Raw genomic sequence first — 26,391 nt, 5'->3', positions numbered from 1 at the left:
TAGCCGGAGCAATGCAGGATTCATACCAGATTCGGTTAGTTCGCCATCATTCGGCACCAAACGAACCGAATCTGGCTTCAAACCCTACGCGTATTCCTCCACCGGCGGACAGGAACAAACGATGTTGCGATCACCGTACACATTATCCACCCGGTTGACCGGGCTCCAGTACTTATCCATGGCCGACTGGCCGGCAGGGAAGCAGCCCTGGGCCCGGGTGTACTTGCGGTTCCAGTTCTCGTCGGCCAGATCCAGCACGGTGTGGGGGGCATGGCGCAGGGGGCTTTCCTCGGCGGTGAGCTCGCCCCGCTCGATCTGGGCGATTTCCTCGCGGATGGCGATCATGGCGTTGATAAAGCGATCGAGCTCGCGCTTCGACTCCGACTCGGTTGGCTCCACCATCAGGGTTCCGGGCACCGGAAAGCTCATGGTGGGGGCATGGAAACCAAAGTCGATCAGGCGCTTGGCGATGTCTTCGGCGGTGATGTCACAGCGGGCCTTGAAGGCCCGGGGGTCGAGGATGCACTCGTGGGCCACCCGGCCTTTTTCGTTTTTGTAGAGCACCGGGAAGTAGGGCTCGAGCCGGCTGGCAATGTAGTTGGCGTTCAGGATGGCCACCTCGGTGGCCCGCTTGAGCCCCTCGCTGCCCATCATCCAGATGTAGGCAAACGAGATGGGCAGAATCGAGGCGGAGCCGTAGGGGGCTGCCGCCACCGGCCCCACCGGAGCCGTCCCACCGTCGAGCACGGGGTGCCCCGGCAGGAAGGGGGCCAGGTGGGCCTTGACCGCGATGGGGCCCATCCCCGGCCCGCCCCCGCCATGAGGAATGGCGAAGGTCTTGTGCAGGTTGAGGTGCGAGACATCGGCCCCGTAGTGGCCGGGCTTGGCCAGCCCCACCTGGGCGTTGAGGTTGGCCCCGTCCAGGTAGACCTGCCCCCCGTAGCGGTGCACGATGTCGCACAGCTCGCGTATCTTCTCCTCGAACACCCCGTGGGTGGAGGGGTAGGTGACCATCACCGCCGCCAGCCTATCGGCGTGCTGCTTTGCTTTGGCCTCGAGGTCGTTCAGATCCACGTAGCCCTGCGCGTCGCAGGCCACCACCACCACCTCCATCCCGGCCATCTGGGCCGAGGCCGGGTTGGTACCGTGGGCCGAGGAAGGAATTAAGCAGACGTTGCGGTGCCCCTCACCCCTCGAGCGGTGGTAGGCCCGGATAGCCAGCAGCCCGGCATACTCGCCCTGGGCCCCGGAGTTGGGCTGGAGCGAGACCGCGTCGTAGCCGGTGATTTCACACAGCCAGCGGCTCAGGGTCTCGAAGAGCTCGTGGTAGCCCTGGGCCTGCTCGGCGGGTGCAAAGGGGTGCAAATTGGCGAACTCGGGCCAGCTAATGGGAATCATCTCGGCCGCGGCGTTGAGCTTCATGGTGCAGGAGCCCAGGGGAATCATGGCGCGGTCGAGCGCCAGGTCGCGGTCGGCCAGGCGGCGCATGTAGCGCATCAGCTCGGTTTCGGAGTGGTAGCGGTTGAAGACCGGGTGGGTCAGGTAGGGGCTGGTGCGCTGCAAGGTGGCCGGGAGGTGGTTTTCGGGGACAAAGTCCTGGTAGCGGAAGTCGCCCCCAAAGGCCTGCCAGACCGCCTCGATGACCTCGGGGGTGGTGGTCTCGTCGAGGGCGATGCCGATGTGGGCCTCGTCCACTTTGCGCAGGTTGATGCGGCGGCGGCGGGCCTCGGCCAAAATTTCCTCCACCCGGCCCCCGGCCCGGATGGTCAGGGTATCGAAGAAGTGGGCATTGACCCGCTCAAAACCCAGGCGCTCCAGGCCCGCGGCCAGCACCGCGGTTTTGTCGTGCACGCTCTGGGCGATCTCGCGCAGGCCCTCAGGCCCGTGGTAGACCGCGTACATCGAGGCGATTACCGCCAGCAGCACCTGGGCGGTGCAGATGTTGGAGGTGGCCTTCTCGCGGCGGATGTGCTGCTCGCGGGTCTGGAGGGTCAGGCGGTAGGCCCGGTTGCCCCTCGAGTCAATCGAAACCCCCACCAGCCGCCCCGGCAGGGCCCGCTTGAGGGCGTCCCTGACCGCCATATAACCGGCGTGGGGCCCGCCGTAGCCCATGGGCACCCCAAAGCGCTGGGCCGAGCCCACCGCGATATCGGCCCCCAGCTCGCCGGGCGGGGTGAGCAGGGTCAGGGCCAGCAGATCGGCGGCCACCACCGCCAGCCCACCAGCCGCCTTAACCCGCTCGATGGGGCCGCGCAGGTCGCGGATCTGGCCCAGGGTGTCGGGGTACTGGAAGATCGCCCCGAACAGCCCCTCCGGGTTCAGGTCGGTCTCGGGGTCGCCCACCACCAACTGCCAGCCCAGGGGTTCGGCCCGGGTCTGCAAAACCGCCAGCGTCTGGGGGTGCACGTTCCTGTCCACAAAAAAGGCCCTGCGCGGGGCTTTGCAACTGCGCTGGGCCACCGCCATGGCTTCGGCGGCTGCTGTGGCCTCGTCCAGGAGCGAGGCGTTGGCGATGTCCAGGCCGGTGAGGTCGGCCACCATGGTCTGGAAGTTGAGCAAGGCCTCGAGGCGGCCCTGGCTAATCTCGGGCTGGTAGGGGGTGTAGGCGGTGTACCAGGCCGGGTTTTCCAGCAGGTTGCGCTGGATCACCGGGGGCAGAATGGTGCCGTAGTAGCCCTGGCCGATCAGCGAGGTAAACACCTGGTTCTTGCTGGCGATGGCCCGCATGCGCGCCAGCATCTCGGTCTCGCTCAGGCCGGGGCCGATGTTGAGCGGCTCGGCCTCGCGGATGGAGGCCGGCACGGTCTGTTGGATGAGTTCCTCCAGCGAGGAAACCCCCACGGCTTGCAGCATCTGCTCGATGTCCGCAGGGGTGGGGCCAATGTGGCGGCGCGAGAAATCGGTGGAACGGGGTTTGCGTTCAGGGGTCATGCGGTCTCCTCCACTGACCCCATCTGTCCTTTTGCCTGAGAGTGTTATCCCGTCGGCGGGCGCTTTGCGCCTCTCTCCAGATTTCACTGCTGTGGTCCTTTTGCCTGAGAGTTTCCGGGGTGGTTGCTCCTTCGGCGTGGGGCGGGCCCATCTCTCCCATCAGCAGCGCGCTGCTTGTACCAGGTTTATGATAGCCTAAAGGGGCGCGGTACAAAAAGTGACCCCTGCACACCAGACTTGACCGCTATGCCGCATAGAGCCCCAGGAAGCGCAGGGCGGAGAGGGGGTTGAAGGAGAAGATTTCTAGGGCTGCCTTCTTCTCCCTCACCCCCTCTCGGTGAAGCATGGAGACCAGGAAGGCCCGCAGCACCGCTAGCGCCCACGCCCCCACCCCCCGCACCTGACAGGCATCCTCCCCAAAGCACACGTCCCGCACCCAGAAAGACCGGTTCTCCACCTCCCATCGGGAAAGCAACAGGCTCCCCAGCCGCTTTGCGTCCGCTACCTCCGGCCCCAGGCTGGTGAGGGCGTAGCTCACCGTCCGCCGCACCTCCCCCGTCCCCTTGTGCCTCACCTCCCGCCAAAGCCGCACCACCTGCCTGGCCCCAGGGAAGGCCCGCACCTCTTCCGGCAGGTAGGGGGAAGCCCAAACCCGGTAGGTCCACACCTCCCCGTCCCGCACCCCACTCCAGGTCGCCTCCGTCTCCCCGGGAAGACGCCTCCCCGCCATCCCCTTGAACACCTCCAGGGCCCACTCCAAAAGTTCCCCCTGGTTCCCCTTCAGGACCAAGAGATAGTCCCCCCTTTTTTCCGCACCCGGGCCGCCACCTCAGGGTACAGGTACCCCGCGTCCCCCACCACCACCTTGCCCTCCAGCTCCCTCGCCTCCAAACGGTCCAGAAGCTCCAGGAAGGCCTTCTCCTCCCTCCCTTCCGCCCGGGCCTGGGCCAGGGTGGTATGGAGGTGCAGGGCCAGGACCTCCACCAGCTTGACCTGGGGGCTTTTCCCCTTGCCGCTTCCCCGCAGGTGCTTCCCGTCCACCACCAGGACCTCCCCAAGGTCGGCTTCGGGGAAGACCTGGCCAAGGGCCGCCTGGAGCTTCTCAGGATCCAGGCGGTGAAGGAGAAGGGTGATGGCGGTGTGGCCTGGGGCCTTGCGCAGGCCCAGGTGGGGCAAGAGGTGGGGGTTGGCGCGGGCAAAGCGTTCCACGCCGCGCAGGGAGTCCACGCGGCTCAGGAAGGCCACCAGGATGAGGGCCAGAAGGCCCCAAAGGGGGTACTGCCGGTTGTGGGCCCGAGGGTCCGGGACCTGGGATAGCGCCTGGCGCAGAGTCATGATCTTTCTCTACCCCAAGGGCTGTATATCGGTCAAGTCTGCCTGCACACCCGGTTACTGGCTTTCTGCCACGGCCTGGTACTCCGCCGCTGACAAGAGCCCGTTCAGGTCTGCCGGGTTTATCTTCATTTTGAACAGCCAGCCCTCGCCGTAGGGCGCCTGGTTGATGAGCTCGGGCTTATCGGAAAGGGCGCTGTTGACCTCGAGGATCTCCCCGGCCACCGGGGCGTAGATGTCGGAGGCGGTCTTGACCGACTCCACCACCGCCACCGCCGACCCGGCCTCCACAGCCTTACCCACCTGCGGCAAGTCCACAAACACCACATCCCCCAGGGCGTCCTGGGCAAAGTCGGTGATGCCCACCACGGCCACGTCGCCCTCGAGGCGAACCCATTCGTGTGATTTGGTGTACTTAAGCTCGGAAGGATAGTTCATCGTCTCACCTCGGCTGTCAGTTTATTGCCCAAAAGACCTGCCATCTAGCGCTTCACGAAAGGCGTCTCGACCACGGTGGCCGGCGCGGCCCTGCCCCGAATCTCCACCTCCAGCACGGTGCCCACCCCGGCCCATTCAGGCTGCACATAGGCCAGCCCGATGCCCTTTTTGAGCACGGGGGAGTGGGTTCCCGAGGTGAGGACGCCGACCTCCTTGCCCCCTCCCAGCACCCGGTAGCCCTCGCGGGGAATCCCCCCCTCAACCAGCAGCCCCACCAGCCGACGCTCACAGGCGGCGTCCAGCAGGGCCTGTTTACCATAAAACTCTTTCTGGCCCTTGACCACCCAGTCGAAAGGGGTGCATAGGGGGTTGGTGGTGTCGGTGAGTTCGTGGCCGTACAGGGGAAAGCCGGCCTCGAGCCTCAAGGTATCGCGCGCCCCCAGGCCACAAGGGGTCACCCCGGCCTCCAGGAGGGCCTCCCAGACCGCTGGGGCTTCGTCGGGGGCCACGAACACCTCGTAGCCGTCCTCACCGGTGTAGCCGGTGCGGGCGAAACGAGCCCACTTGCCCACCAGCTTGCCCATGAAGGTGTCGTTTTTCTTACGCGAGACCAGATCGGTCTCGGTTAGCTTTTGCAATACCGCCACCGCGTTGGGGCCTTGCACGGCAATCAGGGCGAAGAAGTCGGAGGCGTCCTCGAGCCTCACCTCGAAGCCTTCCGCCAGGCGCTGAAGATGCCCCCAGTCCTTCTCGATGTTGGCGGCGTTCACCACCATCAGGTACTCTTCCTCGCCGGTGCGGTAAAGGTAAATGTCGTCCACCACGCCCCCCTGTGCATTGGGCAGCATGGAGTACTGGGCCCGGCCCACCTTGAGCTTGGCCACGTCGTTCAGGGTGGCGTACTGCAAAAACTCCAGGGCCCCCGGCCCCTTTACCCAGAACTCGCCCATGTGGCTCACATCGAACATCCCCACCAGCCCCCGCACCGCTAAGTGTTCGGAGGTGATGGAGGTGTACTGAATAGGCATCTCATAACCGGCAAAAGGCACCATCCTGGCTCCTAGGGCCAGATGGGCTTGGTGAAGTGGAGTGGTTTTCATGCCGTTCCAGCATACCAACCCATCGGTCGGCTTGAACCCTTCACCCCAGACTCGGTTTGTTCGCCGAGCGTGGCAAGGGGTACCCCAGGATTCAAAAAGATGGCCTCTGGAGGTCTTTGCTGTGGTGCGTCGACCTGGAGCCAGCTAGCCAGCCGAGGCCACGCGAGCCAGCACCTGACGGCTCACAGCCTTCAGGGTTTCGAAAACCCCGATGCCATTGGTAGCGATGGCCTCGAAGATGGGCAGCCGCATCTCGGGGTCAATCACCGCCTGGATCATCTCCACCGGCAGGGCATCGGGGGCATCGCGCTTGTTGGCCTGCAGCACCAGGGGGATATCCTCTAACTTTATGCCATACTCGGCCAGGTTTTCGCGTAGGTTGCGCATGGATTCTGCATTGGCCCGCAGGCGGTTGGGGGCTGAGTCGGCCACAAAAACAATCCCGTCCACGCCTCGCAAAATGAGTTTGCGGCTGGCGTTGTAAAACACCTGCCCCGGCACGGTGTACAGGTGAAAGCGGGTTTTGAAGCCCTTAACCTCGCCCAGATCCACGGGTAAAAAGTCGAAGAACAGGGTGCGTTCATCCTCGGTAGCCAGCGAGACCATCTCGCCTTTGCGGTTTTGCGGCACCTGCTGGAAAACCCATTTGAGGTTGGTGGTCTTACCAGACATACCGGGGCCGTAGTAGACAATCTTGAAGTTGATCTCCCGGGCGGCAAAGTTGATCGTGCTCATAGTTAGCTACCAAATAGTTCGTCCAAAAGGGCACTAGCCCCAGCGTGATACTCGCGATCAATCCCTAAGGTGCCTGGCTCTACTAGGGCCTCCTTGGTGATGACCTCGAGCGACTGCACGGCCCGCTTACCAAATAGCTTGACCCGTCCTACCGGGGCGGTGTTATCGAAGATAATTACCAGCAGGGCCAGATCCCCCACTTCCTCAGCATACAAACCGTAGGTGGCCCCTTGATGCAGAAGTTCGTTAAAGCGGGGCTCACCAAGCATTTTAGCCAAAGCCTGGGTGGCTGCCGCGTTACCGGCAATCAAAGTAGCCAGCGAGTCCAGGGCCGGGGGCCGGGGCGCCCACAAGGCCTCTTTGTGTGCCAGCACAAAGCCCTTGCGGTCGAGCAAAAGCACGTAACGGGCCCCCGTCTCGCGAAGAAGCTCTTCGAGGACGTGCGAGGCCTTTTCGTAGGCACCCCCGAAGAGCGCGATTGCAGGCTCAACCATACCAGGCCCAGTGTAACACGCACCCGTTACCCACCCCTGTGACGAATTACGCTGGGTGGTTCTGTACACAAAGACCGCCGCGAGCAGCTCCCCGGTTTTATAGGCATTTCGCTAGCATCGGCCACTTTGACAGGCCTACGCGATACTACCCAAAATGCTTTTCTGCTCCCTTCGGTCGGGCTATTTCGCCACTTTCCGGCGCGAATCTGGTACTCGCTGAGCAAAATCGCAGTGTGCATCAGAACAGACTGAATCGGCCCCGTGCGGCTTATCTTGGCGGTTATGCAAGGCTTCTTCGGATCCATCGGGCCCTGCCTGGTGCTGCTCGGCTCCCTGGCCCTGGCCCAGCACCCCGCCACCATCGACGAGCTTACGCGCCAGCGCTATGGTGGTGGCCTGCTCAGCATCGAGCGGGTTTTAGAGCGCAACTCGAGCTTTACCCGCTACCTGGTGCGCTACCCCTCGGATGGGCTTCAGATGTACGGCTTTATGAACGTGCCTAACCGCGAGGGCCGTTTCCCGGTGGTGGTTGTGATTCACGGGTATGTCAACCCCGCCGCCTACCGAACCCTGACCTACACCACCCGCTACGCCGATGCCCTGGCCCAGGCCGGGTTCATCACCCTTCACCCCAACCTGCGGGGGCACGGCCTGTCCCAAGGAAGCCCCGAGCAAAGCCCCTGGCGCATTCAGTACGCGCAGGAAATTCTCGACTTGGTGGCTATAATTCGGGCGCAGGCCGGCAGCGGGCCCCTGGTCAAAGCCCGCCCCAGCATCGGCCTGATGGGGCACAGCATGGGCGGCGGCATCGCCCAGCGGGTGGCGGTGGTCGACCCAACCATTCGGGCCTTGTTGCTCTACGGAACCATGCACGGCAACGACCTAAAAAATGCCCAGCAGATCTGCAATGTCTTTACCAATGGCCTGCGCGGCTGCCAGGAAGCCCGCAACCCTCCCCCAAACCTGGCCCAGGTGTCACCGATCAACTACTATGGCCGTTTGCGGGCCCGGGTGCAGGTACACCACGGCACCCAGGATCCCCAGACCCCCTATGCCTGGGCCCGGGAAATTTGCGCGGCTTTGCAAAAAAACCGGGTTGAGCACGAGTGTTTCAGTTATCCCGGGGCCGGCCACACCTTCCGTGGGCAGGATTACAGCCGCCTGATACAGCGAGCCGTGGCCTTTTTTAGGAGCGCGCTTAACTGAAGAGCCCGGCCGGGCGCGGAGGATGGGAGGCCCAGCTTTGCAGCATCTTTACCTGCACGTACCGTTCTGCCCCACCATCTGCCCGTACTGCGACTTTCATGTGGTTCGCCGCTACGGGGATGTGGTAGAGGCCTACCTAAAGCGACTGGCCCAGGAGGCCCGGGGGCTTTTTGAGCAGCACCCTGGCCCGCTGACAACGCTCTATCTGGGCGGGGGCACCCCCAGCTTCCTGCGCAGCCACGAGCTGGAAGCGCTTTTTCGAGCCTTACCCTGGAATATAGAGGCAGCCGAGGTCACCCTCGAGGCCAACCCCGGCACCCTCAACCCAGAGCGGCTTGGCCTGCTGCGTGAGCTAGGGGTCAACCGTATCTCACTGGGGGTGCAGAGCTTTCAGGACAGTGTGCTCAAGACCCTGGGCCGGGCCCACGGCCGCACTGGGGCCCTGCGGGCCGTGGAGATGAGCCTCGAGGCCGGCTTTCACACCTCCATCGACCTGATCCTGGGCCTGCCCGGCCAGGATGTCGAGGCCGACCTGGCCCAGGCCACGGCCCTGGGGGTGGAGCATGTCTCGGCCTACACGCTACAGGTCGAACCCGGCACCCCGTTTGCCCTGAGGGGCCTGGCCCCCGACCCCGACAGCGAGGCCCAGGCCCTGGCGCTGGCCCAGGAGGTACTGGGCACGGCCGGCCTAGCCCGGTATGAGGTATCCAATTTTGCTCGCCCTGGACGAGAAAGCCAGCACAACCTGGCCTACTGGCGCAACGCCTTCTGGGGCGGGCTGGGGCCGGGCGCTACCGGACAGCTTGCCGGGCTCGAGCCGCATATTTTTGCAGTGCGCTATACCAACCCCCCTTTACCGCGCTGGCTGCAGGGCGAAGAACCCTTGCTGGAGCAGGTTGGCAGCCTCGAGCACCTCAAGGAATCTCTTATGCTGGGCCTGCGGCTGGCCCAGGGGGTTGATCTGGAATTGCTCGAACAGCGCAGCGGGCTCGAGGTGTGGCCGGCCTTGGAGCCCGCCGTTCGGCAGCTGAGCAGCCAGGGTTTGCTGGTCGTACAGCAAAAACGCATCCGCGCCAGCGATCTCAACACCTTGCATCCCATCATTTTGCAGCTCTGGGATGGCCTGGAGAGGCAAAACCCCGCGCCGCTTGAACCCCGCCGGCTACCGGGGTATTAGCGAAAGGTGCATGGCCTCAAAATCGCGCAGGGCCTCGAGGGCATTCTGGTAGCGCTCGGCGACATCCTTGCAGATGAGGCGGCTCAAGAAACCCTGCAACTCGGCTGTCACAGTCAGGCCGGTCTCGGGGGCGGCCACCAGCGGCGGCGGCGGCAGCTTAAGGTGGGCGTTCATCACCTCAACCGGCTCCCCCACAAAGGGCAGCTCGCCAGCAATAGCCCAGTACAGCAGGATACCGGCCGAGTACATGTCCGAGGCCGGGGTGGGTGAGCGCCCACGAATCTGCTCCGGGGCAATATAAGCAATAGTACCCAGGCGAACCTTTTGACTAAAGCGTTCTCCCAATGGGCCGGAGAGATCGAAATCCACCAGGCGCGCCTCACCGGTTCCATCCACCACAAGGTTATCCGGCTTAACGTCGCGGTGTACTAAATTCTGGCCGTGCATGTGGGCCAGGGCCTCGAGCAGGTGCTTGAAAACACCCAGTATCCGGGCTGGGTTATCCCTCCGCCACTCCGACAGGCGGATACCAGGGGCAAAAGCCAGGAGCACCGCTGGGTGCTCTCCACCGTCGTGGGGCACGCTCAGGCGGGCCAGAACGGGGTTGATGTGCGGGTGTTTGAGCTGCTGGCCCACCTTCCACTCCCGGTCGGCCCGCCCCTCAAATCCCCGCGGAAAAACCTTGAGCGCATAGGGGGTGCCGTGAATATCAAAGGCCAGGTAGACCGTGGCCAGCGCCCCACGGGCAATTGGTCGGATAACCTTGTAGCGGCCTTCCAAGGTGATGCCGGCTAACCCCACAACCATCACTATACCGATTCTGGCCGGTGTTGGGGGTTCATAGCACCCATCGGTATGGATCGGTAAAATGTTCCAGGGCTGCTATTTCAGAGGCAGTGAGGTTGCAAGGTGCGCGGTCTAGTCTTGTCAGGTGGTGGCGCCAGGGGTCTGGCCCACATCGGGGTGCTGGAAGTGCTCGAGGCCCAGGGTTTCCAGGCCGAGGTGATCGCAGGCACCAGCATGGGGGCTGTGGTTGGCGCCCTGTACGCCTCCGGTAAAAAACCCCATGAAATCCTGGAAATTGCCCGCTCCACACCCTGGCTGCGCTTGCTGGATCTGGTACCCCGGCCAGGGCTGATCTCCCAGCGTGGCCTCAGGGACTTCCTGGCCAAACACCTGCCCCCCCGGTTCGAGCTGCTCTGCAAAAAACTGGTCGTTACCGCCGTTGACCTCGAGGCCGGCAAACTGGCCTACTTTACGGAGGGCGACCTACCGGGGGCGGTGCTGGCCTCGGCGGCCTATCCTGGCCTGATCGCACCGGTGCAGTTCGAGGGCCGAACCTATGTGGATGGTGGGGTGCTTGACAACCTGCCGGTTGACGCGGCCCGCTTTATGCGGGCCCGGTATGTGCTGGCGGTCGATGTAACCCCCGAGATAGGTCTGCCGGGGATTCCACGCTCGGCAATAGGGCAGGTTCGCCGAACCATCGATATCATGCAAAACCACCTTACCGCCGCCCGCCGCTCGCTTTATCCACCCGAACTCTATATCCGCCCCGAACTGCCCGGGGTGGGCATTGAACAGTTTGGACGCCTCGAGGAGATCGTCGAGGCTGGTCGCAAAGCCGCCGCGCAGGCCCGGCTCAGTATCTAGCGCCCGCCTTGGCCTCGCGGCAAAGCCCGGTCAGGTGTACGTTATGCTATGGCCGGGCCTAGGCCACGACGAAAGGGATCTTGCGATGCAGAAGTTTCTGGACTACCTCTTCAAAGAATGGTTTCGACAGGTGGGTGAAGCCTTACTGCTGGCCTTCCTGGTGACCACGTTTTTGTTTACCACTGTGGGCGTGGTTGGCAGCTCAATGAACCCCACCTTGCTCAACGGCGAGCGGGTGTTTGTCCCCAAATACGAGACCTGGCTGGTGCGTTTTGGTCTGATGCAGTGGCGGCGGGGCGAGGTGGCAATCGTCAAACCACCCGAGGGCACCCCCAACGCGGTGGCCCAGTTTCCGGTGCTGGGCTTCCAGTTCCGGGCCTTTTTTATCAAGCGCATCATCGGCCTGCCGGGCGATGAGGTGAGCTTGCGGGAAGGGGTGGTGTACGTCAACGGCCAGCCCATTAACGAAATCCACATCACTGCCTCCTTAACACCGTACCCCGATAGCTACCCCGTGGTGTGCTACCAAAACGAACGACTGACCGCCCTGGTAACCCAGCAGCAGGTGCGCTTCACCCCGGATCTGTTGCCCGAGTACCTCAAACCCACCCTCGAGATGCTCACCCCCCCCAGCCCGGAGGATCTGGCCAAAAGCCGCTCCGGGGAGCACTGCTTTACCGGTTCGCTCAAGCTCAAGCCGGGCTACTACTTTGTAATGGGCGATAACCGCACCTTCGGGGGCTCTGAGGACTCGCGCACCTTTGGCCCCGTGCCCACCAGCGCCATCGCAGGCCGGGCCAATGCCGTGTGGTGGCCGCTGAATCGTATCCGTGGCCTGGATATTCCCGAAGGCTTCAAAGGTTTGTAGCCCCCGGGTTGTCGTTCACACCCCCGGTTGACCGGGGGTTTTACTTTGCTCGATGCGGATTCGGAAAGGCCTGAAGAAGCTATCCGAATCCTCCTGCACTCCCTTCACGCACTGCACCGGCCGAATCCGTTTTCCTGCAGTCAGAATAGGCTGCTCTCATACCAGATTCACCGTGCAGCGCTAGATTCCGTAGGAATGGAGCGAATGCACGGCACCACTATTGTGGCAGTTCGTCGAGACGGTGTCACTGCAATCGCAGGCGACGGGCAGGTCACCCTGGGTCAGACCATTATGAAAACCAGCGCGGTTAAGGTTCGCCGCCTCGAGCAGGGTGATGGCATTCTGGTTGGCTTTGCTGGCGCCGTGGCCGATGCACTGACGCTTTTGGAGAAGTTTGAGGGGGCTTTATCGGGAGCTAAAGGCAATTTGCCTCGAGCGGCCATCGAGACAGCCAAGCTCTGGCGCACCGACCGGGTGCTGCGCAGCCTCGAGGCCATGCTGGTACTCGCCGACCGCGACCATCTGTTGCTGCTTTCCGGGAATGGTGAGGTGCTAAACCCCGATGAGCCGGTTATCGCGGTGGGATCGGGCGGCCCCTATGCCCTGGCCGCTGCCAAAGCTTTGCTGCGACACTCGAGCCTCTCGGCTCCCCAGATCGCCGAACAGGCCATCCGGATTGCCGGGGAGATTGACCTTTATACCAGCGGGCAGGCCACCTCGGTGCTGAGCGTGGGGGGTGGGTCATGAACCTGACGCCCGCTGAGATTGTGCGTGAGCTGGATAAGCACATCGTCGGCCAGGCCGCTGCCAAGCGCGCGGTGGCGGTGGCGCTGCGCAACCGTATACGCCGTAAGAAGCTGCCGCCCGAGCTGGCTCGCGAGGTCATGCCCAAAAATATCCTGATGATTGGCCCCACCGGGGTGGGCAAGACCGAGATCGCCCGACGGCTGGCCCGGCTGGCAGGCGCACCTTTCCTGAAAGTAGAGGCCACAAAATTCACCGAGGTGGGCTACGTGGGGCGCGATGTGGACTCCATCGTGCGCGATCTAGCCGAGGCCGCCTATCAGCTTGTGATGCAGGAGATGAAGTCCAAGGTGGAAGGGCGCGCCCAGAGCCTGGCCGAGGAGGAGGTGGCCTCAATTCTGCGCGTCTCACCCCTGGAGCTGCGCACCGGCCGCTACAACGACCAGCTCATCGAGATCGAGGTGGCCGAGGAGGCCCGCCTGCCCATGGTGGGGATGTTCGGCGGGGAGCAGATGCAAGGCTTGCAGGACATGCTCAAGGGGCTGTTACCCCAGCGCAAAGTCCGGCGCAAAGTGCGCGTAAAAGAGGCCCTGGAGATCCTCAAAAACCAGGAGGCCGAGCGCCTGGTGGATAAGGAAGAGGCCACCCAGGAGGCCCTGCGCCGCGCCCAGGAAGAGGGCATCGTCTTTATCGACGAGGTGGATAAGATCGCCCGGGGTAAAGGGGCTGTGGGGGGCCCGGATGTTTCGGGCGAGGGGGTGCAGCGGGATCTGCTACCCATCGTGGAGGGCACGGTGGTTTCGACCCGCCTGGGCCCTGTCTCAACCGACCACGTGTTGTTCATTGCTGCCGGGGCCTTCCACGTCTCTAAACCTTCCGATCTGATACCTGAGTTGCAGGGCCGCTTCCCTATCCGGGTTGAGCTCGAGCCCCTTGGGCCAGCAGAGTTCGAGCGCATCCTGCGGGAGCCGGAAAACTCACTCATCAAACAGTACCAGGCCCTGCTGGCCGCTGACGAAACCGAGCTCCATTTCACCCCCGAGGCCATCCAGGCGGTGGCGCGGTTCGCTCACCAAGCTAACCAAGAGTTGGAGGATATTGGCGCCAGGCGACTTGCTACGGTGTTGGAACGCGTTTTAGAGGAGGTTTCGTTCCAAACCAGCCTGGGGCGGGTCGAGATAACCAAGGAATATGTGGAAGCACGCCTCAAAGATGTACTGGCCTCCCACGATCTTTCCCGCTATATCCTGTGAAGGTTGGGCCTAGTATGAAACCTCAGTTAGCTGTATACCCGGGTCAAGTGAAGATGCCCATGGCACCATTTAGGAGGAAAATGATGCGTTTTTGGTTCTTTGTGCTGGCGCTGTCGGTAGGGGTTGCTGCGGCGCAGCAAAACCCCACCCAGCCCACACCCAAGCCGCAGACTCAAGCCAGCCTGTGCCTCCTGCTCTACGAGGCAGGACGCCCCGAGGCCGCTCTGCCCGCCTGCGAGCGAGCTGTTAGGGACGCCCCTAGCGCAGAAAACCTCTACCTGTTGGCCCGTGTGCAGTCCGATTTAAACCGCTTTACTGCGGCCATCGAGAACCTACGCCGCTCAATCACCCTCAACAGCAGCTACATCCAGTCCTATGTAGCGCTGGCCCAGGTGTATGTGCGGCAATACCTCCTAGCCGAGAACCGCGAGGCCAGCAAGGGCTTGCTGGATCAGGCCCTGAGCATACTGCGCGAAGCCGAGCGGGTTAATCCCAAGTACGCCCCTATCTATGCAACCCGCGGCACAGTGCTGGCTTACCAGAACAAGCTCGAGCAGGCCGTGGAATCCATCAACCGCTCGCTAGCCCTGAAGGACGAACCGGTTGTTCGGGCTTTGCTGGCCGATATCTACATCCGCCAAGGCAAGTGGGATGAGGCCCTCAAAAACTACGATGAGGCGGTCAAGGCAGCCCCCAAAAACCCCAGCCTGCGCATCAAATACGGTAGCTTGCTGCTGCTCAGAGGCAACGTAGATTTGGCCATTGAGCACCTCGACCAGGCCGTAATCCTGAGCCCTGGCAACGCCGAGGCCTGGCTGCGCCGGGGCGACGCCTACTACGAGAAGAAAGACTGGCAGCAGGCAGGGGTCTCCTACCAGCAGACGGTGGCCCTCTCGCCGGTTCGCTATCCGGATGCCTACGTTGGCCTGGGCCAGGTACTGATCGAACTCAAGGATTACCAGAAGGCCCGGTTCAACTTCACCAAGGCTGTAGCCCTGGAGCAGAACAATCCGGTCTACCGTTACTGGCTGTGCCGCGCCAACGAACTGCTGGGAGACAAGGCCGGTGCTAAAGAGCAGTGCGAGCAAGCCCTCAAGCTGCGGCCCGACTTCAAAGAAGCCCAGGACGTACTTAATCGCCTAAAGTAGTACCGGATTCGGTTGAAAGCGTCCAGGCCTGCAGGTAGAGACTCGGTGCAGGAGGGGTTGAGCAAGGGGTCGTATGTTTTCTACATTTTCATTCTACTATTTTCGTAAAAAACAAAATATTGTAGATTGGGTTTATGGCCTGGAAGCTAGAAGCCTGGAACCCTGAGTATGCGCTGCCTGAACGCATAGCCAGTGAGGATGAAGCCGGCGGCCTCGAGGAGATCAAAATCCACTACGAGGGCGACTGGGTGGCTCATACACCCCCAAGGGTCGCGCCGCAGGACTGGCCGGTTGTGTACCTGGTGGACGGCCGCCAGCGCATAGACGCCCAGATCGCCGATTCACGGGGCCGGCGGGCCCTGCTGGCAACGGTGATTGCAGGGGCGGTGTTGCGGGATGGGGCTGGCATCCGCCCGGTGGGAGACCCAATGAAGCGCCACATCCTGCTGCACAGCAGCGACCTCGAGGAACCCCTACCCCCTGGCCTCGAGCACTACGAACCCATTCGGACTGCAAAATCCGACCCCACCAGCCTGCGCAGCAAGGTCATCGAGGAAATGCGTCGCCTGGAAGCTCTTCTGGTGAACGGGCTCGAGGGCGGCCTGGTGATCGTGGATGGACAGATCTACCTCGGCGCGCAAGACTACAGCGCACCTGGGCGGCTGCTGGGCTACACCAAGACCCAGGCCGCAACCTACCTGGGGCCCCAACAGCAGGCTTTGCTGTATGCGTTACAACCCTACCAGCGCACCCCCATATTTCAGATCCCCGGTTATGCCTTGAGGCGTCCGCTGGATGTGTTCTCGTGGTACGTGCGACTGCCCCTGGAGCCAAACAGCACCTTCTACAGCGGCGCGGCCCTCCTGCGCATCGAGACCCCCACCGAGGAGCCCAGCGAGGCGGTTCGACTGGCCGATCTTTCAGTCAGCCTTTTTTGCGCCCTGGCCTCCTCACCCGCTAAGGATCCGCGCGCACCACAAAACCTAATCCCCATCGGCGGCCTGGAGCAATGGCTGGGTCGGCACCTGGGGCAGGCCGAGGTGGTTCGGCGTAGAATCGTGCAAGCGCTATTTGCTTAGACTCGGGAGGGAAACTGTGAAACCGGTAGGCATGGTATTGGGTAGCCGCGAAGCCAAGGCCTTGGATTTCTGGGTTGCGGTCGAAGAGGGGCAGTACCTGCGCCTCGACGATCTGGTCTATGTGGAGTTTCCCCACCCCGACCCAAGCAAAGGCCGCGTGTGCTACTACGGCATGGTGGATCAGGTGATCAAGTTCTACGAGGGAAGCCCCTTCGATACCGACGTGTTCCTGGCCCGGCGCGACCTGCTGCCGGTGAGCCTCTCCTACGCCGCACACGTGCAGGTGACCCGGATTATGCCGGAGGAATACCTACCCCCCGACCCCGGTGCACCGGTCTATCTGGCGCAGGACGACTCGCTGGGGCTGGCTTTGTACTACGACCGGATGCAGGAACAAAAACTCCCGGTGGGTCTTTTGAAAAACGGCGAGGTGGCCTACATTAACTTCGAGTTTCTGAACGGCTTCAAGGGCGGGCACGTCAACATCTCGGGGGTCTCGGGGGTGGCCGCCAAAACCAGCTACGCCACCTTCCTGCTGCACAGCATTTTTCAGTCATCCGCCAACCGGCAGAAAGCCAACACCAAGGCCCTCATCTTCAACGTCAAGGGGGAGGATCTCTTCTACCTCGACAAGGACAACAGCGGCCTGAACGACGAGGCCAGAGCCGCCTACCAAAAGCTGGGCCTGCCCGCCCAGGCCTTCCGCAGCGTGGCCTTCCTGGCTCCGCCCCGCAAAACCCCCGGCGATATTCTGGCCGATGTGAGCCGCAGCGAAGCCAGCCCTTATTACTGGGACCTGGTGCAGTTCTGCCGCGAGGGCCTGCTGCCCTTCCTCTTCACCGACCGGGGGGCCATGAGCAACCTGGGCTTTCTGATTGACCAGGTAACCGAGCGCCTGCGCCGCCTGGTGGGCGATGGGAACGATAAGCAAAGCCAGCGGGGCCCCCACATTTTGGTGGAGGACTGGTCGGATGAGCTTTCGACCAGCGAAGCCCAGGTGCCATTTGATGAGCTGGGACGACAAAAGATCGTCACCTTTGCCCAGTTGGTGCGCTACATCGAGTTCAAGCTGTTGGGGCCCGAGTCTGCCGACGATGAAGAAAAGCAGAAGGGCGACCCGCGCTGGACAGCCCGGCAGGCTCGAGGCACCCTCGAGGCCTTCGTGCGGCGTCTGCGGGCTTCCATTGGCAACGTGGAGCACCTGATCCGAGGGGATAAACCCGGCAAAAGACCCAACCCCCTAGGCGGCCAGGCCCAGGTCAGCGTGGTGGACATTCACCAGCTCTCGGCACAGGCACAGATGTTTGTGGTGGGCTCCATTTTGCGGGAGGTGTTTGGCCGCAAAGAGCGGGGCGATTACGCCGGCCGGGTGTTTGTGGTGCTGGACGAGCTCAACAAGTACGCCCCCCGCGATGGTGAAAGCCCCATCAAAGACATCCTGCTGGACATCGCCGAGCGCGGGCGCAGCCTGGGGGTGATTCTGATCGGCGCGCAACAAACCGCCTCCGAGGTGGAAAGCCGCATCGTCGGCAACGCCGCCATCCGGGTGGTAGGCCGGCTCGACGCTGCCGAGGCCGAGCGGCCCGAGTACCGCTACCTGCCTCCTTCCTTCCGCCAGCGGGCGGTAATCTTGCCGCAAGGAACCATGATTATCCACCAGCCCGAGGTGCCGGTGCCGCTGGCCCTCACCTTTCCGCTGCCGGCCTGGGCCATGAAAAAAGACGAGGTGTGGGAGGATGTCTCAGCGCATACCTTATCCCGGCTGATAGACTAATTCTGGCTGTAACAGCCCTATGGCCTGTTGATGGCAAAGGAGTCCGCCCCAAAAGCTCCGTTTGTGGATAAGAGCAACCTGCAAGCTGTACTGGGCATGTACGCCCAGGGGTATTTTCCCCTGGGAATCGAGCATGGCATCGGCTGGTTCGACCAGCGGGCCTACGGCACACCCTACCGCGCGCTGATGCCGCTCGACGAACGCTTTCACATTCCCCGCAGTCTGAGGCGGGTCTTAAACAGCGACCGTTTTGAAATGCGAATCAATAGCGATTTTGTAGGGGTTCTGGAGGGCTGTGCCACCCGGGGTTGGACGTATTCCAGCGAAACCTGGCTCACCCCGGAGGTGGCCGAGCTGTATATAAGCCTTCATCAATACGGCTTTGCCCACAGCTTTGAGGCCTGGTGTGGCAACCAGCTTGCAGGCGGCATCCTGGGTGTTGCCCTGGGGGCGGCCTTCATTGGCGACAGTATGTTTTACAGGGTTCCCAACGCCTCCAAGGTGGCTATGGTACGGTTGGTCGAGCACCTGCGCGCTCGAGGTTTCGAGATTTTTGATGTGCAGGTGCAAAACCCCCACCTAGCCCGCTTCGGTGCCATCGAGGTAGACCCCCTCGAGTTTCGCCAGCAGCTATTGCGGGCCATCCAGAAGCCGGCCCGGTTTGTGGGCTAGAGCGGCCCGTGATACCGGATTCAAAAAGATAATCTTCCAAAGCAAAGACCTCCAGAGGCTATCTTTTTGAATCCTAGAGCACTCCCTTCGGTCGGGTTGGTTCGGCACCTATGGCTGTACCGGCAGAAAAAAACACGGATGGCCTTCAGGAGCCATCCGCTGCACAAAGCAAGAACCTTAGCGTTTAGACAGGGGTTTGTAGGGGAGGTCTAGCTTCCCAGTGTAGTGGGAGTCGGGGCGCAGCAAGCGGTTATCTACCTTGGTGTACTCCAGGATGTGGGCACACCAGCCCGAGATGCGGGCCACCGCAAAGATGGGCGTGAAGAACTCGAGGGGGTAGCCCAGGTCGGAGTACACCACCCCGGAGTAGAAGTCCACGTTGGGGTAGATGCCCTTGGGGTTGTAGATGGCCCCCGCCTGGCGCTCGAGCTCCTTCAAGATGGCGTACTCTTTGCTGTACCCCTGCTTGGCGGCCACCTCCCCTGCGTACTTGTCGAGCACCCCAGCCCTGGGGTCGTAGGACTTGTAGACCCGGTGGCCCATGCCCATCACACGGCCCTTCTTGGCCTGCAGATCGGCCAGCCAGGCCGAGACGTTCTCGGGGGTGCCGATCTCGGCGATCATCTTCATCACCGCTTCGTTGGCACCGCCGTGCCGGGGCCCCTTAAGCGCCCCCACCGCGGCGACGATGGAGCTATAGATGTCGGCCTGGGTGGAGTAGGTGGCGATGGCGGTAAAGGTGGAGGCATTGAAGCCGTGCTCGGCCTGCAAAATCAGGGCCACATCCATCAGCTTGGTTTCTTCCTTGCTGGGCACCTTGCCAGTGGACATGTAGAGGAAGTTGGCCGCATGGGACAGGCCCTTGCGGGGGGCCAGAATTTTTTGCCCCTCACGGTGACGCTTAGTGGCGGCCACGATGGTGGCAAACTTGGCGATGAGGGAGAGCGACTTCTCGTACAGGGCCTCGGGCGAGACGTCGCTTTCGGTGGGGTCGACCATGCCCAGCTCGCTCACCGCGGTGCGCAGCATGGACATGGGGTGGGCGTCGCGGGGGAACTGTTTGATTTGTTTGATAACCGAGGCTGGCAAGGCCCGCAGCGAGGCCAGCCTGGCGCTAAAGGCCTTAAGCTCGGCCTTGTTGGGTAGGTGGCCGTGCAGCAGTAGGTAGGTCACTTCCTCGAAGGTGGAGTACTCGGCGAGGTCCTGGATTTTGTAGCCCGCGTAGTACAGGCGGCCCTGGTCGCCATCGATGAAACACAGGCTACTTTCGGTGAAGATGACATCCTCTAGACCTCGAGCAATCGCAACAGTTGCACTCATAATCGCTCCTTCAGTGCCCTGACCGCGGTCGGGGCTAGCCTGTGTATTGTATCGCGTTCTTACACGGAAATTCCGCACCAAAGCTCATAATCTTGCAGTGTAGATACACTAGGCTGCTCACCGCACACCGGGCAGTCCGGGCGGCGGGGAAAGCTCAGGCGGCGAAACTGGGCCTGCAAGCCGTCGTAGAGCAACAGCTTGCCCGAGAGCACCTCCCCCAGCCCCAGCAACACCTTGAGAGCCTCGGTGGCCATCAGGCTGCCAATCACCCCCGGAAGAACGCCAAACACCCCGGCCTCTGCGCAGTTGGGGACGGTGCCGGGCCTGGGCGGCTCAGGGAACAGGCAGCGGTAACAGGGGCCTCCCTGGTAGTGAAATACCGAAAGCTGGCCCTCGAACTGGTGGATGGCCCCATACACCAGCGGTTTATCCAGCAGCACACAGGCATCGCTCAGCAGGTAGCGGGTAGGAAAATTATCGGTGCAGTCGATTACCAGATCGTAGGATTGCAGCAGGCCAAGGGCGTTTTCGGAGGTAATCCGCTCGGCATGGGCTTCTACCCGGATATGGGGGTTGAGGCTTTCCAGGCGGCTTCTGGCTACCTCGGCCTTGGGTTGCCCCACCGATGGGGTGTCGTAGAGCACCTGCCGCTGGAGGTTGGAAATATCCACCCGATCCATCTCGACCAGGCCCAGCCGACCCACCCCCGCCGCGGCCAGGTACATCGAGACCGGCGAGCCCAGCCCCCCGGCCCCCACCACCAGCACTGCGCTTTGCTTGAGCCGGGCCTGGCCGGCCCCCCCCACCCCGGGCAGCACGATGTGGCGGGCGTAGCGGTCTAGTTCCTCTTTGCTCCACATACCAGCACTATAGCCAACCCGCTTATCCGAAACCCAGAGCGTATCCACAAAGCGGTTCCGTCTGCACCAGGCCCACCCAGGGCGGTGAAGGGTTCAAGCGCAAACAGCATCATTCCTCGAGCCAGACCGGCACCTCTTCTGTTTGTGGCAGGCAAAAAGCCCGGAAGTTTCCGGTTCGCATATCAAAGATGACGTAGGGAACCCGCCAGTAAGCCTGCGCCCGATCCGCTTCACTGGGCAGCAGCGGGCCGCTGGGGTGGGAGTGGACAATGGCAACGAGCTCGAGGCCCCTTTGCTCAATGCGCCGGACGGCTTCCACAAGGGCCTGGGGGTCGGCCTCGTAACGCTCGCAGGGGCGCGGGTGAACGTTGCGCAGGGGCCAGAACTCCACCACCCGCCCGGCCCGGCCCACCCAGAGGCCCACACCTTCGTGGGGCAGGGCCGAGCGCAGGTAAGCGAGGGTTTGCTCGAGGCAGGCCTTGGGTAGCCGCAGCATCATGGCTCGGTAGGCAGCAGCAACACCTCGCTCAAAAACCGATTGAGCGGCAGCAGATCACGAAACACTTTTTCTACGGTTGGGAGCAGTTCACCCGAGGTGACCACCTCTTCGGCAAGGGGATACGAAACCGTAAAGCTTCGCTGCTTGAGGTCTTCGATCAGGGGATGGTCGGGGCGGTAACCCCTGGGCGGGCGGGTGAGCTTGCCCTCCCCGTCGAGCTCGAGCCGCCTGCGCAGCCGCAGCCAGCGGGGATCCTGGCGGGCGATGGCCGCCCGGATGCGCCGCAGGTTCTCCGGCTCGGGCATCCAGATACCGGCCCCTAAGAAGCAGTTGTCGGGCTCGAGGTGAAGGTAAAAGCCTGGCATGTGCACATCCCGCCCCAGCCGGTGGCGAAACTGGGCTGCGGCGTGGGTCTTGTAGGGGGCTTTGTTGGCGCTGAAGCGGGTGTCGCGCTGGATGCGAAAGAGGCTCCGGGGGCCTGCTACATAATCGGGGCTGATTTTTTCCAGGTGAGGGGCGAAATCGGCGATAAAGCGCAGAAACGGCTGCCGCACCAGGGCCTCGTAGCGGGGTTTGTTGGCCTGAAACCATTCGCGCCGGTTGTTGAAGCGCAGCTCGATCAGAAAATGGAAAAGCTCGGGGGAAAAATATGCTTGCTTTCCGGTGAGCAAAGCCGCCATATCAGTCACAGTAGCCAGGGTGGGATCTGGTAATTGTTGGGGAGGCTCGAGTTGACGCTCGGCTCACCAGATAGACAAATACCCATTTCCGGCTAAGAAGTTCCGTTTCGACAGGCAGGGCCTTCGCCCTAGCAGATAGAACCATTGCTAGGAACCCCGTGCCTGACCTTCCGAATTGACGCCATCTTTGGGGTTCGTAGTTAGTTGAGCTGGCCCAGCGCGGCCTGGAGCTGCTCCGGGCTCATATAGCCCCGCACCTCCCCCACCAGCCGGCCTTTGGAGTCGTAGAAAAAGTTGGAAGGATAGCCGTTTACCCGCAGCGACCTGGAAACGGTGCGCAGCGCATCCTGATAGACCACCGCGCTGGAAAAGCCCCGGGTGTCGTGGAACCGGCGCACCAGCTCCGCCGGCTCGCCATCGTTGACAAAGGCGAATTGCACGTCGGGCCGCTGGCGGGCCATTTCTTCGAACTCGGGGAGCTGGCGCTGGCAGTAGGTGCACCAGGTGGCCCAGACCGTGAGCACGGTGGGCTTTCCACTGCGCAAGACCGCGCTGCTACCATCCAGGCGAACCAACTGGGCCTGGGGCAGATCGCCCGCCCGCTGCGGCGGATTGGAAAACAGCGCCAGGGCCACCAATCCAACGGCGATCAGACCGACGATGCCCAGTTGCAAAGCCGGGGGGAGTTTTTTAGGAGCAGCTTCCATCGCATTCAAGTTTAGCAGGGCCTGCCTACTCGGGGTGTGCACGCTCACACGCTCCAACCGGTAGGCCAGAACCCCGTTTTGAGGGCGGTGGGGTGGAGTGCGTGAAGCCGGGCGTATACTGCCTTTGTGTCCGCTCATTCCTCCGCACAATCCAGTGACAGCGTAGTGCCCATTCCCGCACAGGTGCGCAAAAACACCTGGCTGCTGGCCATCACCCAGGCCATCAACGGCGCGGGCATCCAGCTGGTGCCCACCTTTGGGGCCATCCAGGTGGTGATGCTGCTGGGCAACGCGGCTTTTGCAGGCTTAGCCACCAGTCTTTTATCACTGGCCAGGGTCATGACGGCCTTTTACGTTGGGCGCATGAGCGACCGGCGCGGAAGAAAAGCCGGGCTGTACCTGGGTTTGTGGCTGGCCCTGGTGGGGGCCTTGCTGATTGGTACCGCCACCCTGCTGGGGTCGTTTGCCTTGTTCTGTGCAGGGGCTTTAGTTTTTGGCAGCGGGGTGGGGGCGGTGCAACAGATGCGCGTAGCGGCGGCCGACATGTACCCTCCCAGCCGCCGGGCCGAGGGGCTGAGCCTGGTAGCCATGGGCTCTTTGTTCGGAGCCGGCCTCTCCCCCCTGCTGGTCTGGGTGGCCGAGCACCTGGGCCTGGCCCTGGGTTTGAACGAGATTGCCCTGGCCTGGCTGCTGGTACCGGCGCTGATTCTGCCGGGCTTTTTGCTGGTGCGAAGCATCCAGCCCGACCCCAAGCAGATGGCCCTCGAGCCCGCCCGGTATTACCCGGCCTGGGCTTTACAGGGCACGGCCTCGGCTTCGGAGGGCCTCGAGCAAAAAGACCTGGCCCGCGTCCGGGCGGCGGCCATCCTCACGGCGGTCACGGTGCAAGGGCAGATGGTCATGATGATGGCCATGACCGCGCTGGCCCTCAAGGCCCTGGATTGCAGCCTTTCGCAAATCTCCTTTTCGGTAGCCCTGCACGTGATGGGGATGTTCGCCTTTTCCTGGCCCATTGGCCGCCTGGCCGACCGGCTGGGCCGCAAGCCCGTGATTATGGCGGGGCTGGCGGTGGCGGGGCTGGGGGCCCTGCTGGTGGGGCTGGGTGAAGGCTACTGGGTGATCACCGCCGGCACCTTCTTGGTGGGGCTGGGCTGGTCGGGGGCTTTTCTGAGCGCCAACACCATGCTGACCGACGTAACACCCCCCACCCGGCGCGGCCAGGCCATCGGGGTGCTCGACCTGTGGTCCAACGTCGCCGGCATGAGCCTGCCCCTCCTGGGCGGGCTGATTGTGGAGGGGTTTGATCTTCACATGCTGGGCTTTTTTGGCGCGCTCCTGGTGCTGGTTCCGCTTTACAGTTTGTTTCTGGTGCGGGAACAGCAGCCCGGCGACTACCGTCCCTGATCCACGTTTGCAGCATGTCGTTGCCCAAGGCTTTACTTCCCTACTCCTCCTACGCTGAATGGCTGCACGACCTCGAGGGCTATGCGGGGCAGCTGGCCTTTGTGCGGCTGCTGCCCGCCGCACCGCCGCAAAAAGTGGCCTACACTGGGACTTTCTCGGGGGTGCTGGCCGCGCTCGAGCTGCAACCCTTCAGCTTTCAGGCCGAGGCTTTTGCAACCATTGAGCAGGGCCGGCACCTGGTCATGGCCACCTCCACCGCCTCGGGGAAGAGCCTGGTCTTTCAGGCCCCGGTGCTCAAAGCGCTGCTCGAGGGCCAGACCGCCATCCTGCTCTACCCCACCAAGGCCCTGGCCCACGACCAGCTGGAGCGCCTGCGGCGGATGGGCCGGGTGCTCGAGGTCGCCGAGCGAATCTATGCCTACGACGGCGACACCCCCGAGGCCCAGCGCAAAAAAGCCCGCGAGCAGGGGCGCGCCCTCCTCACCAACCCCGATATGCTGCACTTTGGCCTGCTCCCCCGTCACGGCGAGTGGGCGGAGTTTCTGGCCCGGCTGCGCTACATCGTGCTGGACGAGCTGCACGCCTACCGGGGGGTGTTTGGCTCCCATACCGCCCTGATCTTGCAACGGCTTTTGCGGCTGGCCTGGCACTACGGGGCCAGGCCGCAGGTAATTGCGGCCAGCGCCACCATCGCCAACCCCGCCGAACACGCCCAGAGCCTCACCGGCCTGGAGTTCGTGCAGATCACCGCCAGCCCCAGGGGGGCCGAGCGCGAGTTTGGGGTCTGGGTGCCCAAGGCCCTGGACAGGGAAGGCAAAAACCGCCGCAGCCCCAACCTCGAGGCCGCCCTGCTGGCCCGCCACGCCGCCGAGCAGGGGCTGCGCACCCTGATCTTCACCAACGCCCGCCGCACCGCCGAGCTGGTCGCCCGCTACGCCGCCCATGAGCGGGTGCGCCCCTACCGGGCCGGCTACACCGCAGCCGAGCGCAGAAAGCTGGAACAGGCCCTGCAGGACGGCACGGTTCGGGTCTTGGTGAGCACCAGCGCCCTCGAGCTGGGGGTGGATATTGGGGGGCTGGATGTGGTGGTGCTGCTGGGCTATCCGGGCTCGGTGAGTTCCTTCTGGCAGCGCGCCGGTCGGGCCGGACGCGGACGGCAACGCTCGCTGGTGCTCTGGATACCCCGCGAGGACCCCATGGACGCCTACTTCGAGCAACACCCCGAGCTGCTTCTGCAAAGCGCACCGGAGTCGGCCGTCGCCGACCCCGATAACCCCACACTCTTTCCCCTGCACGCCCACTGCGCCGCGCGGGAGCTGCCCATCGCCCTACCGCCGGAGCAGGATGCTTTTTACAAGCCCTGGCACAACATCCAACCCCCCCTCATCGAAAAGCACCGCCGGCTTTTCTCCACCGTGCGCAACCCCCACCAGGCCCTGATCCTGCGCGGCTTTGGCAAAACCTTTAGCCTGCGCGACAACACCGGGAAACTGCTGGGCACTTTAGACGAGCGCCAGGCCTACTGGGAGGCCCATCCGGGCGCGGTCTACCTGCACCAGGGCGAGAGTTACCTGGTACGCAACCTCGATCCCGAGCGGCGGGAAATTGTGCTTCTGCCGGGCCTCGAGGACTACTACACCCAGCCCCGGGCCGAGACCGAGATCGAGGTGCTGCAGGGCGAGGAGGTGCTCGAGGGGGTCTGGGTGGGGTCGGTGCTGCTACGCGAGCGGGTGACCGGGTACGTCAAAAAGCGCTTCGTCAGCGAGGTGGTGCTGGAGGAAGTCCCGCTTTTGATGCCGGAGCTCACCTTCCAGACCGAGGCGGTCTGGTTCCATCCCTGCGAGGGCCTGGCGGTCTTGCCAACAGCACAGATCGGCAACCCGGTAGAGCCGCGCTGGCCCGACCAGAACCTCCTCACCGAGGCCCTGGTGCCCTCGGCCCTCCACGCCCTCGAGCACACCCTGATTGGCCTATTGCCCCTCTTCGTGCTGGCCGAACGGCAGGACATTGGGGGGGTCTCGTACCCCTTTTACCCCCGGCCCCTGCCCTCGGGCAGCGGCCCCACCATCTTCATCTACGACGGTTATCCGGGTGGGGTGGGGTATGTTCGCAGAGCGGCACGGCAGTTTCCCCGCTGGATACGGGCCGCCCGCGACCTGCTGCAGCGCTGCCCATGCGAGGAGGGCTGCCCGCGCTGCATCCTCTCGCCCAAGTGCGGCAACGGCAACCAGTTCCTGCACAAACAAAGCGCGCTGTGGCTGGCGGAGGCCCTCAGCACGCGCTACCGTACCGGAGAACCCAACTGACCCGGAAAAAC

The 26,391-nt window shown here is 63.1% G+C and carries 23 protein-coding genes, 1 pseudogene and 1 riboswitch; of the genes and pseudogenes, 12 read left to right on the top strand and 12 right to left on the bottom strand.

The annotated features are described in order from the left end of the window. Nucleotides 1-84: 84 nt before the first annotated feature. The 6 genes and pseudogenes from gcvP to mglB all read right to left on the bottom strand — a co-directional run bounded on the left by gcvP (nucleotide 85) and on the right by mglB (nucleotide 7,030). The gene (gene gcvP, locus MTAI_RS06345; RefSeq protein ID WP_027886732.1) at nucleotides 85-2,931 is read right to left on the bottom strand and encodes an aminomethyl-transferring glycine dehydrogenase; all 2,847 of its coding nucleotides are present in this window, start codon (nucleotides 2,929-2,931) and stop codon (nucleotides 85-87) included. Between the two features lie 82 nt (nucleotides 2,932-3,013). Further along, nucleotides 3,014-3,101, bottom strand: a riboswitch (glycine riboswitch). A gap of 74 nt (nucleotides 3,102-3,175) precedes the next feature. Then, a pseudogene (locus MTAI_RS15705) lies at nucleotides 3,176-4,266 on the bottom strand (ISAs1 family transposase). A gap of 54 nt (nucleotides 4,267-4,320) precedes the next feature. After that, nucleotides 4,321-4,701 (bottom strand): glycine cleavage system protein GcvH, encoded by a 381-nt coding sequence (gcvH, locus tag MTAI_RS06335; protein ID WP_027886735.1) that lies wholly within the window; start codon nucleotides 4,699-4,701, stop codon nucleotides 4,321-4,323. 44 nt (nucleotides 4,702-4,745) lie between these two features. Next, nucleotides 4,746-5,801 (bottom strand): glycine cleavage system aminomethyltransferase GcvT, encoded by a 1,056-nt coding sequence (gene gcvT / locus MTAI_RS06330; RefSeq protein WP_027886736.1) that lies wholly within the window; start codon nucleotides 5,799-5,801, stop codon nucleotides 4,746-4,748. Nucleotides 5,802-5,945: 144 nt separating this feature from the next. Continuing rightward, nucleotides 5,946-6,536, bottom strand: coding sequence for a GTPase MglA (gene mglA, locus MTAI_RS06325; protein ID WP_027886737.1), 591 nt, complete (start codon nucleotides 6,534-6,536; stop codon nucleotides 5,946-5,948). A gap of 2 nt (nucleotides 6,537-6,538) precedes the next feature. After that, entirely contained in the window at nucleotides 6,539-7,030 is a 492-nt protein-coding gene (gene mglB / locus MTAI_RS06320; RefSeq protein WP_027886738.1) for a GTPase-activating protein MglB, read from the bottom strand. A gap of 282 nt (nucleotides 7,031-7,312) precedes the next feature. Here mglB and MTAI_RS06315 point away from each other — a divergent pair, with 282 nt between their 5' ends. Together MTAI_RS06315 and hemW are read left to right on the top strand one after the other, a co-directional pair. Then, nucleotides 7,313-8,236, top strand: a complete 924-nt coding sequence (locus tag MTAI_RS06315) for an alpha/beta hydrolase family protein (RefSeq protein WP_036196823.1) — start codon at nucleotides 7,313-7,315, stop codon at nucleotides 8,234-8,236. Between the two features lie 37 nt (nucleotides 8,237-8,273). Next, complete coding sequence (hemW, locus tag MTAI_RS06310) at nucleotides 8,274-9,413, top strand: radical SAM family heme chaperone HemW (RefSeq protein ID WP_223299773.1); 1,140 nt, start codon at nucleotides 8,274-8,276, stop codon at nucleotides 9,411-9,413. Here the strand turns inward: hemW and MTAI_RS06305 are convergent. Then, a complete protein-coding gene (locus MTAI_RS06305) occupies nucleotides 9,399-10,220 on the bottom strand; it encodes a serine/threonine-protein kinase (RefSeq protein WP_027886741.1) in 822 nt (273 codons plus the stop codon). The two genes, hemW and MTAI_RS06305, sit on opposite strands and share 15 nt — an antisense overlap. Nucleotides 10,221-10,322: 102 nt before the next feature. Here MTAI_RS06305 and MTAI_RS06300 point away from each other — a divergent pair, with 102 nt between their 5' ends. The 8 genes from MTAI_RS06300 (at nucleotide 10,323) to aat (ending at nucleotide 18,604) form a co-directional block, all read left to right on the top strand. Further along, nucleotides 10,323-11,066, top strand: coding sequence for a patatin-like phospholipase family protein (locus MTAI_RS06300; protein WP_027886742.1), 744 nt, complete (start codon nucleotides 10,323-10,325; stop codon nucleotides 11,064-11,066). An 85-nt stretch (nucleotides 11,067-11,151) separates the two neighbouring features. Further along, nucleotides 11,152-11,934, top strand: a complete 783-nt coding sequence (gene lepB / locus MTAI_RS06295) for a signal peptidase I (protein WP_027886743.1) — start codon at nucleotides 11,152-11,154, stop codon at nucleotides 11,932-11,934. Between the two features lie 195 nt (nucleotides 11,935-12,129). After that, nucleotides 12,130-12,681: an ATP-dependent protease subunit HslV gene (hslV, locus tag MTAI_RS06290; protein ID WP_027886744.1), complete on the top strand. Its 552-nt coding sequence runs from the start codon at nucleotides 12,130-12,132 to the stop codon at nucleotides 12,679-12,681. Then, nucleotides 12,678-13,931: an ATP-dependent protease ATPase subunit HslU gene (locus MTAI_RS06285; RefSeq protein WP_027886745.1), complete on the top strand. Its 1,254-nt coding sequence runs from the start codon at nucleotides 12,678-12,680 to the stop codon at nucleotides 13,929-13,931. The genes hslV and MTAI_RS06285 overlap by 4 nt, the downstream gene beginning before the upstream one ends. Nucleotides 13,932-14,014: 83 nt before the next feature. Beyond that, a complete protein-coding gene (locus MTAI_RS06280) occupies nucleotides 14,015-15,079 on the top strand; it encodes a tetratricopeptide repeat protein (protein WP_027886746.1) in 1,065 nt (354 codons plus the stop codon). Nucleotides 15,080-15,213: 134 nt separating this feature from the next. Continuing rightward, nucleotides 15,214-16,158, top strand: coding sequence for a hypothetical protein (locus tag MTAI_RS06275; protein WP_027886747.1), 945 nt, complete (start codon nucleotides 15,214-15,216; stop codon nucleotides 16,156-16,158). A gap of 16 nt (nucleotides 16,159-16,174) precedes the next feature. Beyond that, on the top strand, nucleotides 16,175-17,932 hold the full coding sequence (locus MTAI_RS06270) for an ATP-binding protein (protein ID WP_027886748.1): 1,758 nt from the start codon (nucleotides 16,175-16,177) through the stop codon (nucleotides 17,930-17,932). 63 nt (nucleotides 17,933-17,995) lie between these two features. Further along, nucleotides 17,996-18,604 carry a leucyl/phenylalanyl-tRNA--protein transferase gene (gene aat, locus MTAI_RS06265; RefSeq protein ID WP_027886749.1) on the top strand — a complete coding sequence of 203 codons (609 nt, stop codon included), beginning with the start codon at nucleotides 17,996-17,998 and terminating at the stop codon, nucleotides 18,602-18,604. 177 nt (nucleotides 18,605-18,781) lie between these two features. Here aat and MTAI_RS06260 read toward each other — a convergent pair whose 3' ends face one another. The 5 genes from MTAI_RS06260 to MTAI_RS06240 form a co-directional block, all read right to left on the bottom strand. Further along, nucleotides 18,782-19,924 carry a citrate synthase/methylcitrate synthase gene (locus MTAI_RS06260; RefSeq protein ID WP_027886750.1) on the bottom strand — a complete coding sequence of 381 codons (1,143 nt, stop codon included), beginning with the start codon at nucleotides 19,922-19,924 and terminating at the stop codon, nucleotides 18,782-18,784. A gap of 59 nt (nucleotides 19,925-19,983) precedes the next feature. Beyond that, the gene (locus MTAI_RS06255) at nucleotides 19,984-20,784 is read right to left on the bottom strand and encodes a HesA/MoeB/ThiF family protein (protein WP_043983334.1); all 801 of its coding nucleotides are present in this window, start codon (nucleotides 20,782-20,784) and stop codon (nucleotides 19,984-19,986) included. 109 nt (nucleotides 20,785-20,893) lie between these two features. Continuing rightward, complete coding sequence (locus MTAI_RS06250) at nucleotides 20,894-21,283, bottom strand: M67 family metallopeptidase (RefSeq protein WP_036196804.1); 390 nt, start codon at nucleotides 21,281-21,283, stop codon at nucleotides 20,894-20,896. Further along, nucleotides 21,280-21,963, bottom strand: coding sequence for a DUF2461 domain-containing protein (locus MTAI_RS06245; RefSeq protein WP_027886753.1), 684 nt, complete (start codon nucleotides 21,961-21,963; stop codon nucleotides 21,280-21,282). The genes MTAI_RS06250 and MTAI_RS06245 overlap by 4 nt, the downstream gene beginning before the upstream one ends. A 200-nt stretch (nucleotides 21,964-22,163) precedes the next feature. Next, nucleotides 22,164-22,670, bottom strand: coding sequence for a TlpA family protein disulfide reductase (locus tag MTAI_RS06240; RefSeq protein WP_036196807.1), 507 nt, complete (start codon nucleotides 22,668-22,670; stop codon nucleotides 22,164-22,166). A 126-nt stretch (nucleotides 22,671-22,796) separates the two neighbouring features. On the opposite strand from MTAI_RS06240, the gene MTAI_RS06235 reads away from it, so the two are divergent. Both MTAI_RS06235 and MTAI_RS06230 read left to right on the top strand, forming a co-directional pair. Continuing rightward, nucleotides 22,797-24,074 carry an MFS transporter gene (locus tag MTAI_RS06235; RefSeq protein WP_027886755.1) on the top strand — a complete coding sequence of 426 codons (1,278 nt, stop codon included), beginning with the start codon at nucleotides 22,797-22,799 and terminating at the stop codon, nucleotides 24,072-24,074. Between the two features lie 14 nt (nucleotides 24,075-24,088). Then, nucleotides 24,089-26,380 carry a DEAD/DEAH box helicase gene (locus tag MTAI_RS06230; RefSeq protein WP_027886756.1) on the top strand — a complete coding sequence of 764 codons (2,292 nt, stop codon included), beginning with the start codon at nucleotides 24,089-24,091 and terminating at the stop codon, nucleotides 26,378-26,380. Nucleotides 26,381-26,391 lie beyond the last annotated feature (11 nt).

This window comes from Meiothermus taiwanensis WR-220 (assembly GCF_003568585.1).
GTDB lineage: Bacteria > Deinococcota > Deinococci > Deinococcales > Thermaceae > Meiothermus > Meiothermus taiwanensis.
The sequence above is the reverse complement of the archived record's forward strand: the minus strand, read 5'-3'. Positions and strand labels throughout refer to the sequence as shown.

Coding starts and splice junctions, on each gene's coding strand:
- MTAI_RS06260 (WP_027886750.1), bottom strand. CDS start 19,924: ATGAGTGCAACTGTTGCGATTGCTCGAGGTCTAGAGGATGTCATCTTC.
- MTAI_RS06230 (WP_027886756.1), top strand. CDS start 24,089: ATGTCGTTGCCCAAGGCTTTACTTCCCTACTCCTCCTACGCTGAATGG.
- MTAI_RS06280 (WP_027886746.1), top strand. CDS start 14,015: ATGCGTTTTTGGTTCTTTGTGCTGGCGCTGTCGGTAGGGGTTGCTGCG.
- MTAI_RS06255 (WP_043983334.1), bottom strand. CDS start 20,784: ATGTGGAGCAAAGAGGAACTAGACCGCTACGCCCGCCACATCGTGCTG.
- lepB (WP_027886743.1), top strand. CDS start 11,152: ATGCAGAAGTTTCTGGACTACCTCTTCAAAGAATGGTTTCGACAGGTG.
- MTAI_RS06240 (WP_036196807.1), bottom strand. CDS start 22,670: ATGGAAGCTGCTCCTAAAAAACTCCCCCCGGCTTTGCAACTGGGCATC.
- gcvT (WP_027886736.1), bottom strand. CDS start 5,801: ATGAAAACCACTCCACTTCACCAAGCCCATCTGGCCCTAGGAGCCAGG.
- MTAI_RS06285 (WP_027886745.1), top strand. CDS start 12,678: ATGAACCTGACGCCCGCTGAGATTGTGCGTGAGCTGGATAAGCACATC.
- gcvP (WP_027886732.1), bottom strand. CDS start 2,931: ATGACCCCTGAACGCAAACCCCGTTCCACCGATTTCTCGCGCCGCCAC.
- gcvH (WP_027886735.1), bottom strand. CDS start 4,701: ATGAACTATCCTTCCGAGCTTAAGTACACCAAATCACACGAATGGGTT.
- mglA (WP_027886737.1), bottom strand. CDS start 6,536: ATGAGCACGATCAACTTTGCCGCCCGGGAGATCAACTTCAAGATTGTC.
- MTAI_RS06275 (WP_027886747.1), top strand. CDS start 15,214: ATGGCCTGGAAGCTAGAAGCCTGGAACCCTGAGTATGCGCTGCCTGAA.
- MTAI_RS06250 (WP_036196804.1), bottom strand. CDS start 21,283: ATGATGCTGCGGCTACCCAAGGCCTGCCTCGAGCAAACCCTCGCTTAC.
- MTAI_RS06315 (WP_036196823.1), top strand. CDS start 7,313: ATGCAAGGCTTCTTCGGATCCATCGGGCCCTGCCTGGTGCTGCTCGGC.
- mglB (WP_027886738.1), bottom strand. CDS start 7,030: ATGGTTGAGCCTGCAATCGCGCTCTTCGGGGGTGCCTACGAAAAGGCC.
- MTAI_RS06245 (WP_027886753.1), bottom strand. CDS start 21,963: ATGGCGGCTTTGCTCACCGGAAAGCAAGCATATTTTTCCCCCGAGCTT.
- hslV (WP_027886744.1), top strand. CDS start 12,130: ATGGAGCGAATGCACGGCACCACTATTGTGGCAGTTCGTCGAGACGGT.
- MTAI_RS06305 (WP_027886741.1), bottom strand. CDS start 10,220: ATGGTTGTGGGGTTAGCCGGCATCACCTTGGAAGGCCGCTACAAGGTT.